At 70.9% G+C, this 17,652-nt stretch carries 12 protein-coding genes; 5 read left to right on the top strand and 7 right to left on the bottom strand.

The window, feature by feature from the left end:
• Positions 1 to 186: 186 nt before the first annotated feature.
• From Q4V64_RS37170 to Q4V64_RS37150, 5 genes are all read right to left on the bottom strand, one after another.
• Complete coding sequence (locus Q4V64_RS37170; RefSeq protein WP_303713841.1) at positions 187 to 2,448, bottom strand: bifunctional diguanylate cyclase/phosphodiesterase; 2,262 nt, start codon at positions 2,446 to 2,448, stop codon at positions 187 to 189.
• A 282-nt stretch (positions 2,449 to 2,730) separates the two neighbouring features.
• Complete coding sequence (ligA, locus tag Q4V64_RS37165) at positions 2,731 to 4,923, bottom strand: NAD-dependent DNA ligase LigA (RefSeq protein WP_124439031.1); 2,193 nt, start codon at positions 4,921 to 4,923, stop codon at positions 2,731 to 2,733.
• A 15-nt stretch (positions 4,924 to 4,938) separates the two neighbouring features.
• A complete protein-coding gene (locus tag Q4V64_RS37160) occupies positions 4,939 to 5,940 on the bottom strand; it encodes a methionine synthase (RefSeq protein ID WP_124439032.1) in 1,002 nt (333 codons plus the stop codon).
• A 198-nt stretch (positions 5,941 to 6,138) separates the two neighbouring features.
• Complete coding sequence (locus tag Q4V64_RS37155) at positions 6,139 to 6,852, bottom strand: SDR family oxidoreductase (protein WP_124439033.1); 714 nt, start codon at positions 6,850 to 6,852, stop codon at positions 6,139 to 6,141.
• A gap of 33 nt (positions 6,853 to 6,885) precedes the next feature.
• A complete protein-coding gene (locus Q4V64_RS37150; protein ID WP_124439034.1) occupies positions 6,886 to 7,425 on the bottom strand; it encodes a TIGR00730 family Rossman fold protein in 540 nt (179 codons plus the stop codon).
• A gap of 50 nt (positions 7,426 to 7,475) precedes the next feature.
• On the opposite strand from Q4V64_RS37150, the gene Q4V64_RS37145 reads away from it, so the two are divergent.
• The 5 genes from Q4V64_RS37145 (at position 7,476) to Q4V64_RS37125 (ending at position 13,198) form a co-directional block, all read left to right on the top strand.
• Positions 7,476 to 7,799, top strand: a complete 324-nt coding sequence (locus Q4V64_RS37145) for a DUF427 domain-containing protein (protein ID WP_124439035.1) — start codon at positions 7,476 to 7,478, stop codon at positions 7,797 to 7,799.
• A gap of 47 nt (positions 7,800 to 7,846) precedes the next feature.
• Positions 7,847 to 8,677, top strand: a complete 831-nt coding sequence (locus Q4V64_RS37140) for an alpha/beta hydrolase (protein ID WP_124439036.1) — start codon at positions 7,847 to 7,849, stop codon at positions 8,675 to 8,677.
• 131 nt (positions 8,678 to 8,808) lie between these two features.
• Positions 8,809 to 10,392, top strand: coding sequence for a cellulose synthase catalytic subunit (locus tag Q4V64_RS37135; RefSeq protein ID WP_124439106.1), 1,584 nt, complete (start codon positions 8,809 to 8,811; stop codon positions 10,390 to 10,392).
• Positions 10,389 to 11,408 (top strand): glycosyl hydrolase, encoded by a 1,020-nt coding sequence (locus tag Q4V64_RS37130; RefSeq protein WP_124439037.1) that lies wholly within the window; start codon positions 10,389 to 10,391, stop codon positions 11,406 to 11,408. The genes Q4V64_RS37135 and Q4V64_RS37130 overlap by 4 nt, the downstream gene beginning before the upstream one ends.
• 11 nt (positions 11,409 to 11,419) lie before the next feature.
• The gene (locus Q4V64_RS37125; RefSeq protein WP_253266857.1) at positions 11,420 to 13,198 is read left to right on the top strand and encodes a glycosyltransferase family 39 protein; all 1,779 of its coding nucleotides are present in this window, start codon (positions 11,420 to 11,422) and stop codon (positions 13,196 to 13,198) included.
• Positions 13,199 to 13,254: 56 nt separating this feature from the next.
• On the opposite strand, the gene Q4V64_RS37120 is transcribed toward Q4V64_RS37125, so the two are convergent.
• Both Q4V64_RS37120 and Q4V64_RS37115 read right to left on the bottom strand, forming a co-directional pair.
• A complete protein-coding gene (locus Q4V64_RS37120; RefSeq protein ID WP_124439038.1) occupies positions 13,255 to 13,986 on the bottom strand; it encodes a YgjP-like metallopeptidase domain-containing protein in 732 nt (243 codons plus the stop codon).
• 52 nt (positions 13,987 to 14,038) lie between these two features.
• Positions 14,039 to 17,581 carry a type I restriction endonuclease gene (locus Q4V64_RS37115; protein WP_253266858.1) on the bottom strand — a complete coding sequence of 1,181 codons (3,543 nt, stop codon included), beginning with the start codon at positions 17,579 to 17,581 and terminating at the stop codon, positions 14,039 to 14,041.
• Positions 17,582 to 17,652 lie beyond the last annotated feature (71 nt).

Raw genomic sequence — 17,652 nt, 5'->3', positions numbered from 1 at the left:
GGTTTCTCGGGCAGCCTCATCCCTCGGTGTGGCGACCCCATGAGGTGACGTCAGACAGCCGCGTCGGCAGGTCCGCCCCGACCGCCGTCGGCGCCCGCGGCCGCCGACGGCGGCCAAGCCCGCAGGGGAGGGCGCCCTTTCAGCCGGGGTGAACGGACGGGCGGGTGGGAGAGCCACCGCGGAGAGTCACTCCGCGGCCGGCAGAGCCGCCCTCGGCCGCTGCGGCCGCTGCCAGCCCCGTGAGCCCCGCGCCCGCAGCCACGCCGTCGTCTCCTCCGGGGGCATCGCCGCCGCGACCAGCCAGCCCTGTACGGCGTCACAGCCCAGGTCGCGCAGGCGCTCCCAGGTCTCGTCGTCCTCGACGCCCTCGGCGACCACGAGGAGCCCGAGGGAGTGCGCCAGATCCACCGTGCAGCGGACGATCTCCGCGTCCTCGGTGTCGACGGCCAGCCGGGCCACGAACGAGCGGTCGATCTTCAGCTCGCTCACCGGCAGTCGCCGTAGATGCACCAGCGAGGAGTAGCCCGTGCCGAAGTCGTCCAGGGACATCTTCACGCCGTGGCCGGTCAGCCCGGCGAGGGTGTCGGCGGCGCGCTGCGGGTCCTCCAGGAGGACGTGTTCCGTTATCTCCAGCTGGAGCGCTCCCGCCGGGACGCCGTGGCGGGCGAGGCGGGCGGCGACGGAGCCCGCGAAGCCGGGGGTGTGCACGTCGCGTGGGGAGACATTGACCGCGACCGGGACGAACAGCCCCTGGGAGCGCCACTCGGCGACCTGGCCGAGGGCCGTCTCCAGGACGTACTCCGTGAGATGGGGCATCAGGCCGGACGACTCGGCGATGGCGATGAACTCGTCCGGCGGGACCTTGCCGCGCTCGGGATGCACCCAGCGGACCAGGGCCTCCAGGCCGGCCACCTGTCCGTCGAAGCGGACCTTGGGCTGGTAGTGCAGCTGGACCTCGTGCGCGTCCAGGGCCCGGCGCAGATCGCCGAGCAGTCCGAGCCGGTCCGGGGTGTTCGAGTCCCGCTTGGACTCGTAGACCTCGACGCCCGTACGGTCCCGCTTCGCCTGGTACATCGCGACGTCCGCCCGGCGCAGCATGCCCTCGGCGTCGAGGGCGTGGTCGGGGAAGACGGCGACTCCGGCGCTGGCCTCCAGCACGAGGGTGAGGCCGTCGAGGTCGAGCGGGGAGCTGAGGGCGGCGACGAGGCCGCGGGCGACCCGGGTCGCGGAGGTCGTGGAGTCGGCGACCGGCAGTAAGACGGCGAACTCGTCGCCGCCCAGCCGCGCCGCCTCCGCACCGCGCGGCAGCGCCAGTCGGAGCCGGTCGGCTATCTGCAGCAGCAGCCGGTCACCGGCCAGGTGCCCCAGCGTGTCGTTGACCGAGCGGAAACGGTCGAGGTCGATCAGCATCAGCGCGGAGCGGGCGCCGATGCGCTCGGCGTCGTCCAGGGCCGTCCAGATGCGCTCCAGCAGCCACTGGCGGTTGGGCAGCCCGGTCAGCGGATCGCGCAGTTGCTCCTCGGCCCGGGCCCTGGCTATCCGCAGGGTGGAGTCGAGGGCGATGAGGGGGATGGCGAACAGCGGCAGCAGGATGGGCTTGGCGATGGCGACCACGCAGACCAGCGGTGCGATGCCGAGCAGCGCGACCGCGACCAGGCCCTGTCTGACCAGGGCGGTGCGGGCGACCGTGGGCAGGCCGGAGCTCGGGGTGTGCAGATACCAGCCCAGGGCGCGGGTGACCGCGAGGTAGGCGACCGCGACCAGCACGACCTCGGGGGCGGTGTAGACCGTCCAGGTGTCGGGGTTCCAGGGGTGCTCGACGGACGGGAACCGGCCGAAGGCACCCAGCAGCAGGGCTCCTGCGCCGATGCCGAGGATGTCCACCGCGCCGTGCAGGAGGCCCTGTCGCCAGCGGTGGCGGCGGGCCACGCCGACCAGCAGGACGACGGTGAGGCTGACCATGCCGGCCGGCACCCCGCCGTAGAGCAGCAGGACGGCGAGGGTGAGGGCGGCGCCGGAGCCGGTGCCGCCCCACCAGCGAGCGCGGCCGAGCGCCACCAGGTGGCCGACGATGACGCCGGTCAGCAGGGCGAGCGACCAGCCCACGGTGCCGGACGGGAAGAGCGCGTGGCCGCCGGTGAAGGCCCGGTAGAACCCGGCGCCCAGGACGAAACCGGCCGCCGCGACGGTCACCGCCGGCAGGGCGGGCCAGGACAGGTGCCGTTCGGCCTCGGCTCCGGGCAGCCCGGAGGGGCGCTCGGCGGTGAGCTGCGGCGCGCCGAGGCCCTCGGCGGCCGTGTACTGTCCCGCGACGTACTGTCCCGCGGCGCGCCCCTCCGCGCCCGGACGCTCCGAAGGCCGCCCGGCCCGCCGGCTCTCCCGCCATGCGCCGACCACCCGGCGCAGGCGCAGCCGTGAGTCCGGGGCGGCGCTCTCGGTCGGTTCCATTCCCGTCCCTCTCACAGCCGGCGGTGCCCACGCCACGCGGCCCATACCCGACAACCCTTGGGCGGCGCCGCGTTGGAAAACTCTTCCCTTTTGTCCTTCAAGGGCCCTTCAAGAACAAAAGGGATGCCCCAACCGCAGCTGGGCACGGCAGGCGCACATCTCAACAGTAGGCCGCAGAAGGCTTCCACGGGCACTGGTCGTCGGCGGTTGCCCGAATGCGTCCCGGCCACCCATATGCATCTGGTATGCGCCGATCGGGTGGCCTTCAACCGCTACTCCTCGCTACTCCTCTGCCGGAAGCGCGACTTCGGCTGCCGCCTCCGGGCCCTGTTCCAACAGGACATTGAAGCCCTCCTCGTTCAGAACAGGCACCTTGAGCTGCATCGCCTTGTCGTACTTCGATCCAGGATTGTCACCCACAATGACGAAGGACGTCTTCTTCGAAACAGAACCGGTTACTTTCGCGCCACGGGTCTGCAACGCCTCCTTCGCCCCGTCGCGCGTGAAGTGTTCGAGCGTGCCGGTGACGACGACGGTCATCCCTTCGAGGGGGCGAGGGCCCTCATCCTCGCCGGAGCCCTCCTCCTCCATGCGGACGCCGGCAGCCTTCCACTTACGGAGGATCTCCTGATGCCAGTCCTCGGCAAACCACTCTTTGAGTGATTTCGCGATGATCGGGCCGACGCCGTCGGTGTTGGCCAGTTCCTCCTCCGAGGCCTGCTCGATGCGGTCGACCGAGCGGAACTCCCGGGCCAGGGCCTCGGCGGCGACCGGCCCGACGTGACGGATCGACAGGCCGGTGAGGATGCGGGCCAGCGGGCGCTGCTTGGCAGCTTGGATGTTCTCCAGCATGGCGAGCGCGTTCTTCTTCGGGTTGCCCTCCTGGTTGGCGAAGACCGTGGCGACCTTCTCCTCGCCGGTCTTCGGGTCCCGCTTGGGCAGGCCGCTGTCCTGGTCGAGGACGTACGCCTTGATGGGAAGCAGCTGTTCGATCGTGAGGTCGAACAGGTCGCCCTCATCCACCAGCGGAGGCTCCTCGGGCTCCAGCGGCTTGGTGAGGGCGGCCGCGGCGACGTACCCGAAGTGCTCGATGTCCAGCGACTTGCGGCCCGCGAGATAGAACAGGCGTTCGCGCAACTGGGCGGGGCAGGAGCGGGCGTTGGGGCAGCGCAGGTCGACGTCGCCCTCCTTCATCGGCCTCAGCGGCGTGCCGCACTCGGGGCACTCGCTCGGCATCACGAACTCGCGCTCGGTGCCGTCGCGCAGGTCGACGACCGGTCCGAGGATCTCCGGGATGACGTCACCGGCCTTGCGCAGCACCACGGTGTCGCCGATGAGGACACCCTTGGCCTTGACCACGTCCTGGTTGTGCAGGGTGGCGAACTCGACCTCCGAGCCGGCCACCGTCACCGGCTCCACCTGGGCGTACGGCGTGACCCGGCCCGTGCGGCCCACGCCCACGCGGATGTTGATGAGTTTGGTGTTGACCTCCTCGGGCGCGTACTTGTACGCGATCGCCCAGCGCGGGGCGCGGGAGGTGGAGCCCAGCCGTCCCTGGAGCGGGATCTCGTCGAGCTTGACGACCACGCCGTCGATCTCGTGCTCCACGGAGTGGCGGTTCTCGCCGTAGTACGCGATGAACTCCCGTACGCCGTCGAGGCCGTCGACCACCTTGTTGTGCCGGGAGGTGGGCAGGCCCCAGGCCTTCAGCAGGTCGTACCCCTGGGAGAGGCGGGTCATGCCGTCGAAGCCCCGCAGGGCGCCGATGCCGTGGACGACCATGTGCAGGGGGCGGGTGGCGGTGACACGCGGGTCCTTCTGGCGCAGCGAACCGGCCGCCGCGTTGCGCGGGTTGGCGAACGGCTTGTCGCCCGCCGCGACCAGGCGGGCGTTGAGCTCCTGGAACTTCTCCATCGGGAAGTAGACCTCGCCGCGGATCTCCACGAACTCCGGGATGCGGTCGCCCTTCAGACGGTCCGGGATCTCCGCGATCGTACGGACGTTGGGCGTGATGTCCTCGCCCGTACGGCCGTCGCCGCGGGTCGCCGCGCGTGTGAGACGGCCGTGCTCGTACGTGAGGTTGACGGCGAGGCCGTCGACCTTGAGCTCGCACAGCAGGTGGTAGTCGGGCGCGCCGACGTCCTTGGCGACGCGCTCGGCCCAGGCGGCCAGCTCCTCGTCGCTGAAGGCGTTGTCCAGCGAGAGCATGCGCTCGCGGTGCTGGACGGCCGTGAACTCCGTGGCGTACGCGCCCGCGACCTTCTGGGTCGGCGAGTCCGGCGTGCGCAGCTCGGGGTGCTCCTCCTCCAGCGCCTCCAGGGTGCGCAGGAGCTTGTCGAACTCCGCGTCGCTGATGACGGGAGCGTCCTTCACGTAGTACCGGAAGCGGTGCTCCTCGATCTGCTCAGCGAGCTGCGCGTGCTTCTCCCGTGCCTCGGCGGGCACCGTCGTCTCCGCTTGCTTTTCGCCGGCCACCGTGTCGTCCTCCCGTTACTCAGGGTTGTCCGCGAGGGATCTCGCCGCCCGGACGCAGTGGGCGAGGGCCTCGCGCGCGTACCCGGGGGAAGCCCCCGCGAGTCCGCACGACGGAGTGACCGTGACCGCGTCCGCGAGAAGCCCCGGATGCAGCCCCAGCCTGCGCCACAGCGTCCTGACACCCATGACGCTACCGGCAGGGTCTGACAATGGGCCGTCCGTGGTCGGCACGACACCGGTGAAGAGCCGGGTCCCGCCTTCCACCGCCTCGCCGATCGCGTCGTCGTCACGTTCGGTGAGGAGCGTGAAGTCGAAGGAGACGGCCGCCGCGCCCGCCCGGCGCAGCAGGGCGAACGGGACGTCCGGTGCGCACGAGTGGACCACGACCCGTGCGCCGCCGTGCACCCCGATGATGTCGCGGAGCGTGGCCTCGATGATCTGCCGGTCGACGGCGCGGTGGGTGCGGTAGCCGCTGGCGGTCTTCACATGGCCGCGCAGTACGGGGGTGAGGGACGGCTCGTCGAGCTGGAGCACGAGCTGAGCGCCGGGGATGCGGCGCTGTGTTTCGGCGAGGTGGAGCCGCAGGCCCTCGGTGAGGGAGGCGGCGAGGTCGCGGCAGGCGCCGGGGTCGGAGAGCGCGGCCTCGCCGTTCTTCAGCTCGAGGTTGGCCGCCAGCGTCCAGGGGCCCACCGCCTGGACCTTCAGCGGTCCCTCGTAGCCCTGGGTGAACTCCTCGAGTGCGTCGAGGTCCTCGCCGAGCCAGGAGCGGGCTCGCTTGGTGTCCCGGCCCGGGTGGTCGCCGATTCGCCAGCCGCTGGGCTCCACGCGCGCGTACAGCTCGACGAGCATGCCGGCCGTGCGCCCGATCATGTCCGCGCCGGGGCCGCGGGCGGGCAGCTCGGCGAGGAACGGGAAGTCCTCGAAGGTCCCCGTCACTGTCTTGGCGGCCTCGCGGGCGTTGCCTCCCGGGAGGGAGCCGATGCCGGTGGCGGGGCCGAAGCTGAAGGTTTCGTTCACGTGGGGAAGCCTACGTAGGTCGTCGGGGCGGTGTGCTGTGGTGCGGGCCTCGGTTTCTCGCCCCCGCCGCCCCTACCCGTCCCATCACCAGGGGCTCCGCCCCTTCGACCCCGCCAGGGGGCTCCTCCCCCTGGACCCCCATCGGCCTGAACGGCCTCGTCCTCAAACGCCGGACGGGCTGAACTGCGTAGGTCGGCGTCAGCGGCCGTCGGCGTCAGCGGCCCGGCGTACCGTCACGTCGTTGATCTCCGCGTCCCTCGGCAGGTCCAGGGCCGTCAGGATCGTCGTCGCCACCGACTCCGGGTCGATCCACTTCGACGGGTCGTACTCCTTGCCCTCCTGCTGGTGGACCTTGGCCTGCATGGGGCTCGCGGTGCGGCCGGGGTAGACGGAGGTGACGCGGATGCCGTTGCCGTGCTCCTCGTGCCGCAGGGAGTCCGCCAGGGCCTTCAGGCCGTGCTTCGACGCGGCGTACGCCGACCAGGCGGCGTGGGCGTTCAGGCCCGCGCCCGAGTTCACGAACACCACGTGGCCGCGGGCGGCGCGGAGCTGGGGCAGGAAGTGGCGGGTCAGCTCGGCGGGGGCGATGAGGTTGACGTTGAGCTGGTGGCGCCAGGACTTCGGGGTCAGCTCGCCGACCGGGCCGAGGTCGACCACGCCGGCGATGTGGAGGAGGGAGTCCACGCGGTCCGGGAGCGTCTGGTGCGAGAACGCCCAGGAGAGCCTGTCGGGGTCCGCCAGATCGCCCACCAGCGTCTTCGCGCCGGGGAACTGAGCCGCGAGCTCCTTCGCACGGCCCGCGTCGCGCGCGTGCAGCACGAGATCGTCCCCGCGCGCGTGCAGCCGGCGGGCCACGGCCGCCCCGATGCCCGAGCCCGCTCCGGTGATCACATGAGTAGCCATGCCCGCCATGCTCGCATCACACGGGGCCGCATCACACGCGCGTCATTCGACGCCCCGGCTCTCCTCCAGATACGCCAGCGCCCCCACCGGCTCCTCCGCGAAGAACACCAGGTCGGACAGCGGCCGGGGCAGGAAGCCCTCGTCCTCCATACGGCGGAACTGCTCCTTCAGGCCGTCGTAGAAGCCCGCGCTGTTGAGCAGCACCACCGGCTTGTCGGTGTGCCCGTGCTTCTTCAGCTCCAGGATCTCGGTGGCCTCGTCGAGGGTGCCGGTGCCGCCCACCATGATCACCACGGCGTCGGCGTTCTCCAGGAGCAGCTTCTTGCGCTCGGCCAGATCACGCGCGACGACCATCTCGTCCGCACCCTGCCGTGCCTTGGCCGCCAGGAAGTCCACGGAGACCCCGTACAGCCTGCCGCCCGCCTCCTGCACGCCGTCGGCGACCACCTTCATCAGCCCGACGTCGGACCCGCCCCAGACCAGTGTGTGGCCGCCCTTGCCGATCAGTTTCGCGAACTCCCGTGCGGGTCGGGTGTATCGCTCGTCGAGGTCGGCCGCGGAGAGGAAGACACAGATTCGCATGGAGTCACCGTACGCGGGAAGAACCGGCGGCCCGCGAGTGCTTTTCGGGTATGGCTGATGGACACACGATCACGATCGAACAGGGCACCCAGCGCGTACGGGCCGTCCATGGCGACCAGGTGCTGGCGGAGAGCGACCGCCCCCTCCTCCTGCGGGAGACGGGCTGTCCGGTGCGGTACTACATCCCCGCCGACGACGTACGACTGGACCTGCTGACCCCCTCCGACACGCACACGTACTGCCCGTTCAAGGGCACCGCGTCCTACTGGTCGCTGCCGGAGGCGGCGGACCTGGTGTGGGCGTATCCCGAGCCGAAGGCGGACGTGGCCGAGATCAAGGACCACTTCTGCTTCTACGAAGTCGAAGTGTCGTGAGCGATTAGCGGCGATCAGTTCGGTGCCATGCGGCAGTCTCCACAAGCATGGACAAGAACACCATTTCGCGCGACGGCACCCACATCGCGTATGAACGTACCGGACAGGGCCCAGCGGTCGTCCTCGTGAGCGGAGCGATGTCGACGGGCGCCACCATGGCGCCCCTCGCCGCGCATCTCTCGGACCGCTTCGACGTCATCGCCTACGACCGTCGCGGTCGCGGCGAGAGCGGCGACACGGCACCCTACGCGGTGGCCCGCGAGGTCGAGGACCTCGCGGCGCTCATCGACGCGGCAGGCGGCGAGGCGTCGCTGTACGGCATCTCGTCGGGCGGCGCGCTCGTCCTGCGAGCGGCGGCGAGCGGGCTGCCGGTCCGTCGGGTGGCGGTGTACGAGGTGCCGTTCGCCGTGTACGAAGGCGGCGCGGCAGAGCGCGCCGAGTACACGGAGCGCCTCGACGAGGCACTCGGGCACGGCCGGCGCGGGGACGCGGTCGAGCTGTTCCTCAGGCTCACCGGGCTGGCCGAGGAAATGATCCAGGGCGCCCGCCACTCCCCCATGTGGGCGGGCCTGGAGGCGATCGCTCCCAGTCTCGCCTACGACAACGCCGTGATGGGCGACGGTCTGGTGCCCTCGGAGCGGCTGGCCTCGATCACCGTGCCGGTGTTGTCCGTCGCGGGCGGTGCGAGCCCCGCCTGGATGCGCGAGGCCGCCCGGGCGGTGGCCGAAACGGCATCCCAGGGCACGTACCGGAGCCTGGAGGGCCAGACTCACACGGTGGATCCGAGCGTCCTCGCGCCGGTGCTGGCGGAGTTCTTCTCGTCGGCCGCACATCCCGGCCAAGAATTGAGGAATCCGAAACCCACTGGCCAGAAATAGTCACATAAGCTTCACCACCAACTCGCGCCTCCGGCGACGAGCCTCCTTGTCCCCCCGGCATTCCGGCTCGCCCGTGGAGAGCACCTCCCATGAACACCGCGCACACCCTGCCCGACGGCGGCAGACCGGCGATGCCCTCGCGCCGCCGCCGGGCCGATCCCCGCAAGGCTGTTTCCGGCCATGCGTATCCGGGGCTGCTGCCGGCGCCGCCCGACGACCAGGAGAAGGTCTCGTACGTCCGGCGGCACGTCTGGGTGCTGACCCTGTCGTCCGCCGTCGGGTTCGTGTGCCTGGTGATCAGTCAGGTGCGGGCGGCGGCGACCAGTGTGTGGATCTGGGCGTACGTCCCGCTCCTGCTGCTGTCCGTCGTGAGCTATCTGATCTCGCTCCGGCTGGACTCCTTCACCCCGAGTTTCGACCTGCGGGGGCACCGCCGCCTGGTCAGGGCGTGGCAGCCGGAGCGGTACCCGCACGTCGACGTCTTCCTGCCGGTGTGCGGCGAGCCCATCGAGGTCCTGCACAACACCTGGCTCCATGTGCGCACCCTGGCCGAGCACTACCCGGGGAAGGTCACCCCGATCGTGCTGGACGACTCCGACGACGCGGAGACCAGCTCGATGGCGGCCGACTTCGGCTTCCGGTACCTGGTGCGCCCCAACCGGGGATGGATGAAGAAGGCGGGCAACCTGCGCCACGGCTTCGAGCGCTCCTCGGGCGAGTTCATCCTCATCCTCGACGCCGACTTCGCACCCCGCCGGGACCTGCTGCACGAACTGCTGCCGTACATGGACCGCGAGCCGCGCACCGGGATCGTGCAGTCGCCGCAGTTCTTCCGGGTCCTGGACCAGCAGAACTGGATCGAGCGGGGGGCGGCGGCCGTGCAGGAGCTGTTCTACCGCAGCGTTCAGGTCTCCCGGCAGAAGAGCGACGGCTCGATCTGCGTCGGCTCCTGCGCGGTCTACCGGCGCGGCGCGCTGGCGGAGATCGGCGGCATGAGCCTGGTCGAGCACTCCGAGGACATGTACACCGGCTTCGAGTTGCGGGCCCTCGGCTGGGACCTGACCTACGTGCCGCTCGCGCTGTCCACCGGGGTGTGCCCGGACACCGTGGGCGCCTTCTACAGCCAGCAGTACCGCTGGTGCATGGCCTCGCTCGCCATGCTGAGCAGTGGGGACTTCTGGCGCACGAAGATGCGGTTCGTGAGCCGGCTGTGCTATCTGTCCGGATTCTTCTACTACATCGAGACCGGGCTGCTGACCTTCAGCGGCCCGCTCATCGCCCTGACGATCATGCTGGCGGCGCCCGAGCAGCTGAAGCTGGCGAACATCGGGTTGGTGCTGCCCAGTGTCATCTACCTGACCGTCGTCTACCCGATCTGGCACCGCAACCCCTACCGCCTGGAGGCCTGGGCCACCCGCATCCTGTACGGCTGGGCGCACGCCTTCGCCATCTGGGACACCCTGCGCCGCCGCCCGATGGGCTGGACGCCGACCGGAGCGGGCGGGGCCAAGGGCAGCAAGACCCGCCGCCTGTGGATCGGTCTGTGGGCCTGGAGCGGTGTGTCGGCCGTGGCCTGGATCGCGGTGGCGGTGTGGCGCATGAGCACCTCGCTCAGCCCGTCCGACTACGACCTGATGCTCGCCTCCGGCCTGTTCTACGGCGTCGCGGTCGCCCGCGCCCTCATCCAGCCGCGCGCCGAGACGGCCGCCGGATGACCGCCCCGCGCCGCCCGCGCGGCCCGCGCCGCCTGCTCCTCGCCCTCGTCGGCTGTCTGCTGGCCGCCACCGTCGGCGCCTGCGCACCGCCCGCCCCGCAGGTCTCTTCGGCCGCGGCGGCCCCGGAGGACAAGCAGACGCAGACGCAGCGCACCGAACCGCCCTACGACATACGCCCGCTGCTGCACCCGGACCACAAATACCTCGGTGTCGCCGTCAACGGCTCACCCCGCGCGACCGCGCCCCTGACCGCCTTCACCGAGAAGGCGGGGAAGCGGCCCGACCTGCGTGAGTACTACGCGAAATGGGGCGACCCGTTCCAGCCCGAGGTCAACCGAGCCGTGTGGGACAACGGCCAACTGCCCTTCCTGGTCTGGGAACCCTTCTCCCGTACGGTCGCACAGATCGCCGCCGGAAAGGACGATGCGTACATCCGTAAGTTCGCCGACGCCGTACGCGACTACAACCGGCCGCTCGCGCTGAGCTTCGGGCATGAGATGAACGGCGGCTGGTACCCCTGGGGCGGCCGGAAGACCAAGGCCGCCGACTTCGCGCGCGCGTGGCGGCACATCCACGACCTGTTCAGGGACGAGGGCGCCGCCGACGTCATCTGGGTATGGAGCCCGAACGTGATCAACCCGGTCCCGGACGTCCGGCTCAAGCCGTACTACCCGGGCGACGCCTACGTGGACTGGATCGGCGTCGTCGGCTACTACGCCCTGAGCGGCCCGACCTCCTTCCGCACCCTGTTCGGGCCGACCCTGACCGAGATCCGCCGCTTCAGCCGCAAACCGTTCATCGTCGCGGAGACCGGCGTGGAGGCCGGGGAGCGCAAGCCCGCCGAGATCACCGACCTGTTCGCGGGCGTCCGCGCGCGGGACGACGTACTGGGTCTGGTCTGGTTCAACCTCAAGAAGGAGGCCGACTGGCGCATCGACAGCGGCCCGTTGTCGCTGGCCGCGTTCCGCGAGGCGGCGGCCGACGACTCCTTCGGCTTCGACGTCCGGAAACCGTAGAGGGGCCGTAGATGGAGCAGGACACCACCACTCCGGACGGCCGACCGGTCGACGTGCCCGAAACGGAACGCGAGCCGGATCCCGATCCGGACCCCGGCTACGGGTTCCATCCGCCCGCGCGCGAGGCGAGCTGGTTCGGGAAGCCGCCCGACGCCACCATGCAGCTGCCTGTGGCGCGTCCGAAAGCCCGGTCCCGGGTCGCGGAGACGATGCAGCTGCGCGTGCTCCGGCTGACGTCCGCGGGCTATACGCTGCGCCCCGTCCCCGACTCCGGCTGGTCCGCCGCCGCGAGCTCCCGCCGGGTGTGGGTCAGCCGGCTCGTCCTGCTCGGCCTGCTGCTGGTGCAGACCGCGTTGTCGCTGCGCCTGCAGAACACGGCCTTCGAAGACGAGGCCCTCTACCTGTTCGCCGGTCACGCCGAGCTCGGTCACCTGCTCTACGGGACGAAGCTCTACGGCGGCTTCGACAGCTACTTCTCCGGTGCGCCCGTTCTCTACCCCGTCCTGGCGGCCGCCGTCGACTCCGTGTTCGGGCTGACCGGGGCCCGCGCGCTGAGCCTCGTCTGCATGCTGGGCTGCACGTCCCTGCTGTACGCGATGACGCGTCGGCTGTTCAACGAGCGCGCGGGACTGTGCGCGGCCGGCGTCTTCGCCATCGCCCAGTCCACGGCATTCATGGGCAACTTCGCCACGTATGACGCCCTCGCCCTGTTCCTGCTGGCCCTGGCCGCCTGGATCGTCGTCCGCACCGCGGGTTCGCACCCGCTGCTCACGCTGCTCGCCGCGCCGGTCGCCGCGCTCGCCGTGGCGGTCAAGTACGCCTCCGCCCTGTATGTGCCCACCCTCGTGCTGCTCGGTGTACTGACCGCCTACCAACGGCGCGGTCTGCCCCGGGCGTTGGTGCGCGGCGCACTGCTGGCCCTGACCACCGCGGGGCTGCTGGGCGCCGGGCTGTACGCCTCCGGGTACCTGTCGGCGATCCAGTCCACCACCACGGCCCGCGCCGTGGGCACCACGCCCGCCTGGCAGATCCTGCGCGACTGCGCCCGCTGGGGCGGCCTCGCCGTCGCCGTGGCCTGCCTGGGGACGGTCTCGTACGTCCGCAGCGGCCGCATGAGCGAGATGCCCGGCTGGCGCGGGTCGCTGCCGGGGGCCCGCTGGCGAGCCGCGCTCGGCCTGGTGCTGGTCGGCACGGCCCTGCTCGCGCCCGCCTACCAGCTGCACCTGCACACCGAGGTCTCGCTGCACAAGCACATCGGCTACGGGCTGTTCTTCGCCGCGCCGCTCGCCGGGGTCGGCGTCACCCGCCTGATGGGCCCGCACTTCAAGTACCCGCAGTGGGCGATCTTCCTGGGCGTGCTGCTGCTCTCCAGCGGCATGTCACAGGCCTACGCCAACTATCACACGTGGCCGGACTCCAGCGCTCTGGTGTCAGCCCTGCGCCCCTACGTCAACGCGCACGGCCGCTACCTCGCCGACACCTACGAGGTGCCGGTCTACGAGCTGGGGCGGGACACCTCGTACCGCCAGTGGAACTCCACCTACACGATCGACTACACGACCCGTTCCGGGCGCCACCTGACCGGCGCGGCCGGCTTCCGGGCCGCGGTGGCCGAGCGGCATTTCACGCTCATCGTGCTCGACCGCGGAAACCCGACCGGCGCGAGCGTCCTCGTCCGCGACGCCCTGGTCCACTCCTCCGGCTACCGCCTCATCGGCACGGTTCCCTATGCCACGGCCGGGGGCACCAGCCGGTTCGAGCTGTGGGCACCGGAGGGCAGCGGGTCGTAGGTTCCTGGGACAACTCCGGGACGTGAGGGCTCGGCATGAGAGCTGTCGACCGGCTCTTACACGGCCCCGCGCCACAGCTCGGGCTCCGCCTGCGCGAATCGGTGTTCCAGCTCTTCGAGGTCTTCGAGTACCAGCCTCATCCGGCGTCGGAACGCCGCCCCGTGAGCGGAGACCGTCAGGTGCGTCAGCTCATGGACGAGGACCAGGTCCACCAGGGCGGGAGGCAGTTGCATCAGCGCCCAGTGCGCGGAGATGCCGCCGTCCGGCTCGCAGGACCCCCAGCGTTCCCCGAGGTCCCGCACGGTGATCTGTCCGGGAGTGACCCCGGCCCGCGCGGCCAGGGGCGCGGCACGCGCGGTCATCCACCGGCCACCCCGTGCCGTGTACCAGTCCGCGATCAGCCCCGCTCCCTCCGGCGGAGAGCCGCACTGAGGAAGTTCCAGCCAACCCTGGTGCAGCCTCACTCGCGCGCCCGACTCGGCGGGGACGACCTTGAGCCGGTGCCGCCGACCGAGATAGGCGAAGCTCGCCCCGCTGACCAGTTCCTTGACGGGCTCTCCTCCGCGGCGCATGCGGCGCTCGACCTCGCCCGCGATACGGGGCAGCCGCGAGCGCACCGCGTCGGCGACGGCCTGCGGATCGGCGTCCGGGGGCACCGCGAAGAGTACGGTCCCGTCCTCGCGGATCTCGATCCCGAGTGTCCTGCGGCGCGGTCTCTCGACGACCCGCCACGTCCACTGTCCCGGCAGGGGCAGTGACGCGAGGGCGGACTGGACGAGGACGCTCACCCGCCATTCGTACCATCCGCCACTGACAGGCCCCGCCACCGCCGTGCCGGTCTCACGGGCGCGGCCGTGCCTGGTAGCGCCGGAAGTCGTCGCGTCGCTCCACCGCGAGTTCCAGGAGCCCGGCCGCCATGTCCGCGGTGTCGTCCCAGTCCATGTGGAGATGGCCGGCCACCTTGAAACGCAGTTCCTTGCGGGCCTCGATGCGTGCCTCGGTCTGTGTCACGAAGTGCTGCGGACGCACCATGACCGCTATGTCCTCCGTGATCAAGCAGGCCACCTCGTGGAGATCGACGCCGTCAGGCAGGGGAGCCGCCCCCGCCTGCTCCAGCTCTCGCACCAGCGCCCGGTACACCGGCCGTTCGGTGAGCGGGTCGAGGTGCGGCCCCGTCTCCTCGGGCTCCGCGACGATCTCGCCGCGGAGCCGTGCCAGGTCGTCCGCGGCCTGCTCGAAGTCCTGGCGCATCCGCTGGACGATCTCCTCCAGGCGGGTGCTGAACAGCTCGTAGCGGGCGCGGTCCGTGCCGATCTTCGCCGTGATGTGGGTGCGCAGCCGACTGACCATGTACCTGGTTCTGGCGCGGGCGTCGGGGTTGGCGTCGACGCGTTCCATGAAGTCGGGCGCGGTCAGTTCCACGGGCGGGACGCGCAGCTCCACTCCGGTGGCCCGGATGTGGTCGGCGATGAGCCGGCGTACCTTCGCCGCGTACCGGCGGGGGCTGAACTCGTCGCGTCCGTCCAGGTAGCGCTGCCGCGCCAGGTACTGCACCTCGCCGAGGTTGCCTGCCAGCTGCTCGTAGGTGAGGGCGTAGGGGCGGGGCAGGACGGCGCCGAGGGCCGTGAGGAAGTCCCGCGCCAGTTCGTCGAACTCGCCCCGTACGAGCGGGTCGGCGAGGGCGTCGAGCAGTGCCTCGCGGCGCTGTTCGTCGGCCAGGGTGAGGATGCCGTGCCGATCGAAGGCGGCGAGGTTCTGGTTCCGGACGAAGCCGGCGACACGGTCGTGCAGGTCGGACAGGAGCCGGTCCGCGGCGGCGTCGGCCTGGAGCAGCAGGCCCTCACCCGTGGGCGGTGTGCCCTTGAAGTCGCTTCGCAGGTGGTCGACGGAGACGTTGTCGTAGCCGTAGACCTCGCGCAGGTGGTGCTGTTCGTAGGCGTGCAGGGACCGTGCGAGTTCGTCGCCGATGCCGATGTAGTCGACGACCGTGCCCCACCTCTTGCGCGGGTACGGTCGGTTGGTGCGGGCCACGGCCTGGAGCAGCCCCACGCCGGACAGGCCGCAGTCCAGGTACAGGACCTGCTCCACGGGCGCGTCGAAGCCGGTGAGGAGCATGGACTGGACGACGAGAAAGGCGAATGGCTCCCCGGTCTCCTCCCCGCTCTCGTCGTCCTCCGCCTCTTGCGCGGGCGGCTGCCCGGTCTGGAACACGTCGGTCACGGGCAGGCCAGTGGGGCGCCCCGGGCCGTGCGGGTCAACGTCCCAGGAGGGGTCGAGGGCGGCGGCCAGCGGGTCACCGAGTCCCGCCTTGAAGCGTTCGATGTACGCGTCCTGCTTGGACTTCAGCGTCCAGTCCCGCCACTCCTCCGGGTCCTTCTGGCCCTCTCCGTGGATGACGACCGCCGCGTCGATGGAGGCGAGGACATCGCGGTGCGGCAGGACGGTGAGGAGTTTGCGCAGGTCGGCGTCGGCTCCGAGGGCCGCCGTCGGGTCGTGGGCGATCGCCGGGTCAAGTGCGTCGAGCTGCGCGAGCAGCCTGTCCCGGGCGTCGATCAGGGCGTCCCGGTAGCGGGTCGCGGCGAGCCGTGACACCGCGACCACCTGGGCACCGAAGCGGTCGGGCAGCGCGTTGACCGCCCAGTGCCGGAGCATGTGATCGGCCTTGTGGGCGATGACGGGCGGCGCCTCGAGAACCTCCTTGCGCCGCGCGAACGTCCGCAGCACGCTGTCACGCCGCTCCGGGTCGGCGGGAACCTGCTCGTCGAACCGGGTGTCCAGGACGCCCTTCTCGACGACTTCCAGCGGCACGTCGTACGCCTCGTAGCGCACGGGGACGACAGACCGGTCGCGTTCGGCGTCGCGCAGCGTGTACGTGTCGACGAGCGGCCCGAAGACCTCCTCGGTCTTCTTGCGCGCCCCGCTGATGATGGGGGTGCCGGTGAAGCCGACCAGGACGGAGTTCGGCAGCAGGGCGCGCAGCCGGGCGTGCAGCCAGCTGTCCTGGCCGCGGTGCGCCTCGTCGACGAGGACCACGATGTCGGAACTGGGGTTCGCAGGCCTGACCTGGACGCGGGTCTCCTCGCCGTCGCCGGTGCCGAGATTCTCCTCTTGCCCATCGGATGCGGTCTCGTCGCGCTGCGCCTTCTGGAGCATCACCAGCACGACGTCCGGTACACGTACGGCGAGCTGTGCCCGAGCGTCATCGACCCCGTCTGCGCGGTGAACGTCCTCCTCGGCGGCGGCCAGCGACTCCTGGATCTGCTTCTCCAGGTCGATACGGTCGGTGACGACGACGACCTTGTGGCCCCGCAGCTCCCTGTCGCTTCTGATGTGGCGCACGAGGAACGCCATGGTGAGGCTCTTGCCGGAGCCCTGGGTGTGCCAGACGACCCCGCCGCGCTGGTCGACATCCTCCTTCGCCGCGATCGCTCTCCTGCGGGCCTTGAGCCGGCGGGCGAGCCTCAGCACGGCCTTGAACTGCTGGTGGCGGCCGATCACCTTGAGGGTGCGGCTGCCCTGGCCGCGCTCGGTGGTGAAGTCCCTGACCAGGGTGAGGAGGTGATCGGGACTCAGCACGCCGGCGGTGAGGACGGCGAGGTCGGTGTCGCATCCGTCGGCGGGCGCGGGTTCGGTCGTACGCCAAGGTGTGAAGTACTCCGGCGTCGAGGTGACGGTGCCCAGCTCGGCATACGTACGGTCGGTACCGACCAGCACCTGTGCGAAGCGTGTGAACTCGGCGACGGGCGCCGGGGACTCCAGGCTCGCGTACCGGCAGACCTGGCCCACGGCGTCGTCGAGTGCCGCCCGGCTGGAGTGCTTCCCGCCCGACGTCAGCGGGGCCTTGCACTCGATGACGATCCAGGGCAGTCCGTTGACGAACAGCACCAGGTCGGGGATGACGGGCCGGGCATCCTTGCGTTCCACGCGGAACTGGCTGACGACGAGGAGGTCGTTGAGGCCTCCGTTCTCGCCGTCCCAGTCGACGAGGTGTACGAGTTCGGGGTCGCCCTTGTTCCAGCCGGGCAGCAGGCGGGCGTTGACGCCGTTGCGCAGCAGCCGGGTCACTTCCAGGTTGCCGCCGACTCCGTGGTCGACGGGCCCCTGTCCGGGCGCGGTGCCGAGCACCAGGGCGAGGAGGCGGTCGAGTTGGGCGGGAGTGAGCCACGTGCCGCCGCGCTTGGGGCTGGGGTTGATCCGGGAGACGGCGTCCCGGAAGCGGTCCGCGTAGACGACCTGGCTGAACGACGTACGCCCGGACGGGCCTGGTTCGGTGACCGGTTCGCCGGGTGAGGCACCTTCAAGGTGCTCCCAACCAAGCCCGACCAACTGCTTTATCAGCGGCTTCTCGGTCTTCTCGTACTCCGGTAGCACCCGCCGACTCACCGCTGGACTCCCTGCCCTCACCGTGCGCCCCAGCGTCTCCATGGGACGTACAGGCAACTCTACTCACGGGC

Origin of the sequence: Streptomyces sp. NL15-2K (assembly GCF_030551255.1) — a bacterium.
Taxonomy (GTDB): Bacteria; Actinomycetota; Actinomycetes; order Streptomycetales; family Streptomycetaceae; genus Streptomyces.
Note: the sequence above shows the minus strand (reverse complement) of the source record. Positions and strands in the feature narration are given on the sequence as shown.

Excerpts from the sequence above, each read along its gene's own strand:
- Q4V64_RS37145 (WP_124439035.1), top strand. The coding sequence starts at position 7,476 with ATGGCTGATGGACACACGATCACGATCGAACAGGGCACCCAGCGCGTA.
- Q4V64_RS37155 (WP_124439033.1), bottom strand. The coding sequence starts at position 6,852 with ATGGCGGGCATGGCTACTCATGTGATCACCGGAGCGGGCTCGGGCATC.
- Q4V64_RS37170 (WP_303713841.1), bottom strand. The coding sequence starts at position 2,448 with ATGGAACCGACCGAGAGCGCCGCCCCGGACTCACGGCTGCGCCTGCGC.
- Q4V64_RS37130 (WP_124439037.1), top strand. The coding sequence starts at position 10,389 with ATGACCGCCCCGCGCCGCCCGCGCGGCCCGCGCCGCCTGCTCCTCGCC.
- Q4V64_RS37140 (WP_124439036.1), top strand. The coding sequence starts at position 7,847 with ATGGACAAGAACACCATTTCGCGCGACGGCACCCACATCGCGTATGAA.
- Q4V64_RS37135 (WP_124439106.1), top strand. The coding sequence starts at position 8,809 with ATGCCCTCGCGCCGCCGCCGGGCCGATCCCCGCAAGGCTGTTTCCGGC.
- Q4V64_RS37150 (WP_124439034.1), bottom strand. The coding sequence starts at position 7,425 with ATGCGAATCTGTGTCTTCCTCTCCGCGGCCGACCTCGACGAGCGATAC.
- Q4V64_RS37125 (WP_253266857.1), top strand. The coding sequence starts at position 11,420 with ATGGAGCAGGACACCACCACTCCGGACGGCCGACCGGTCGACGTGCCC.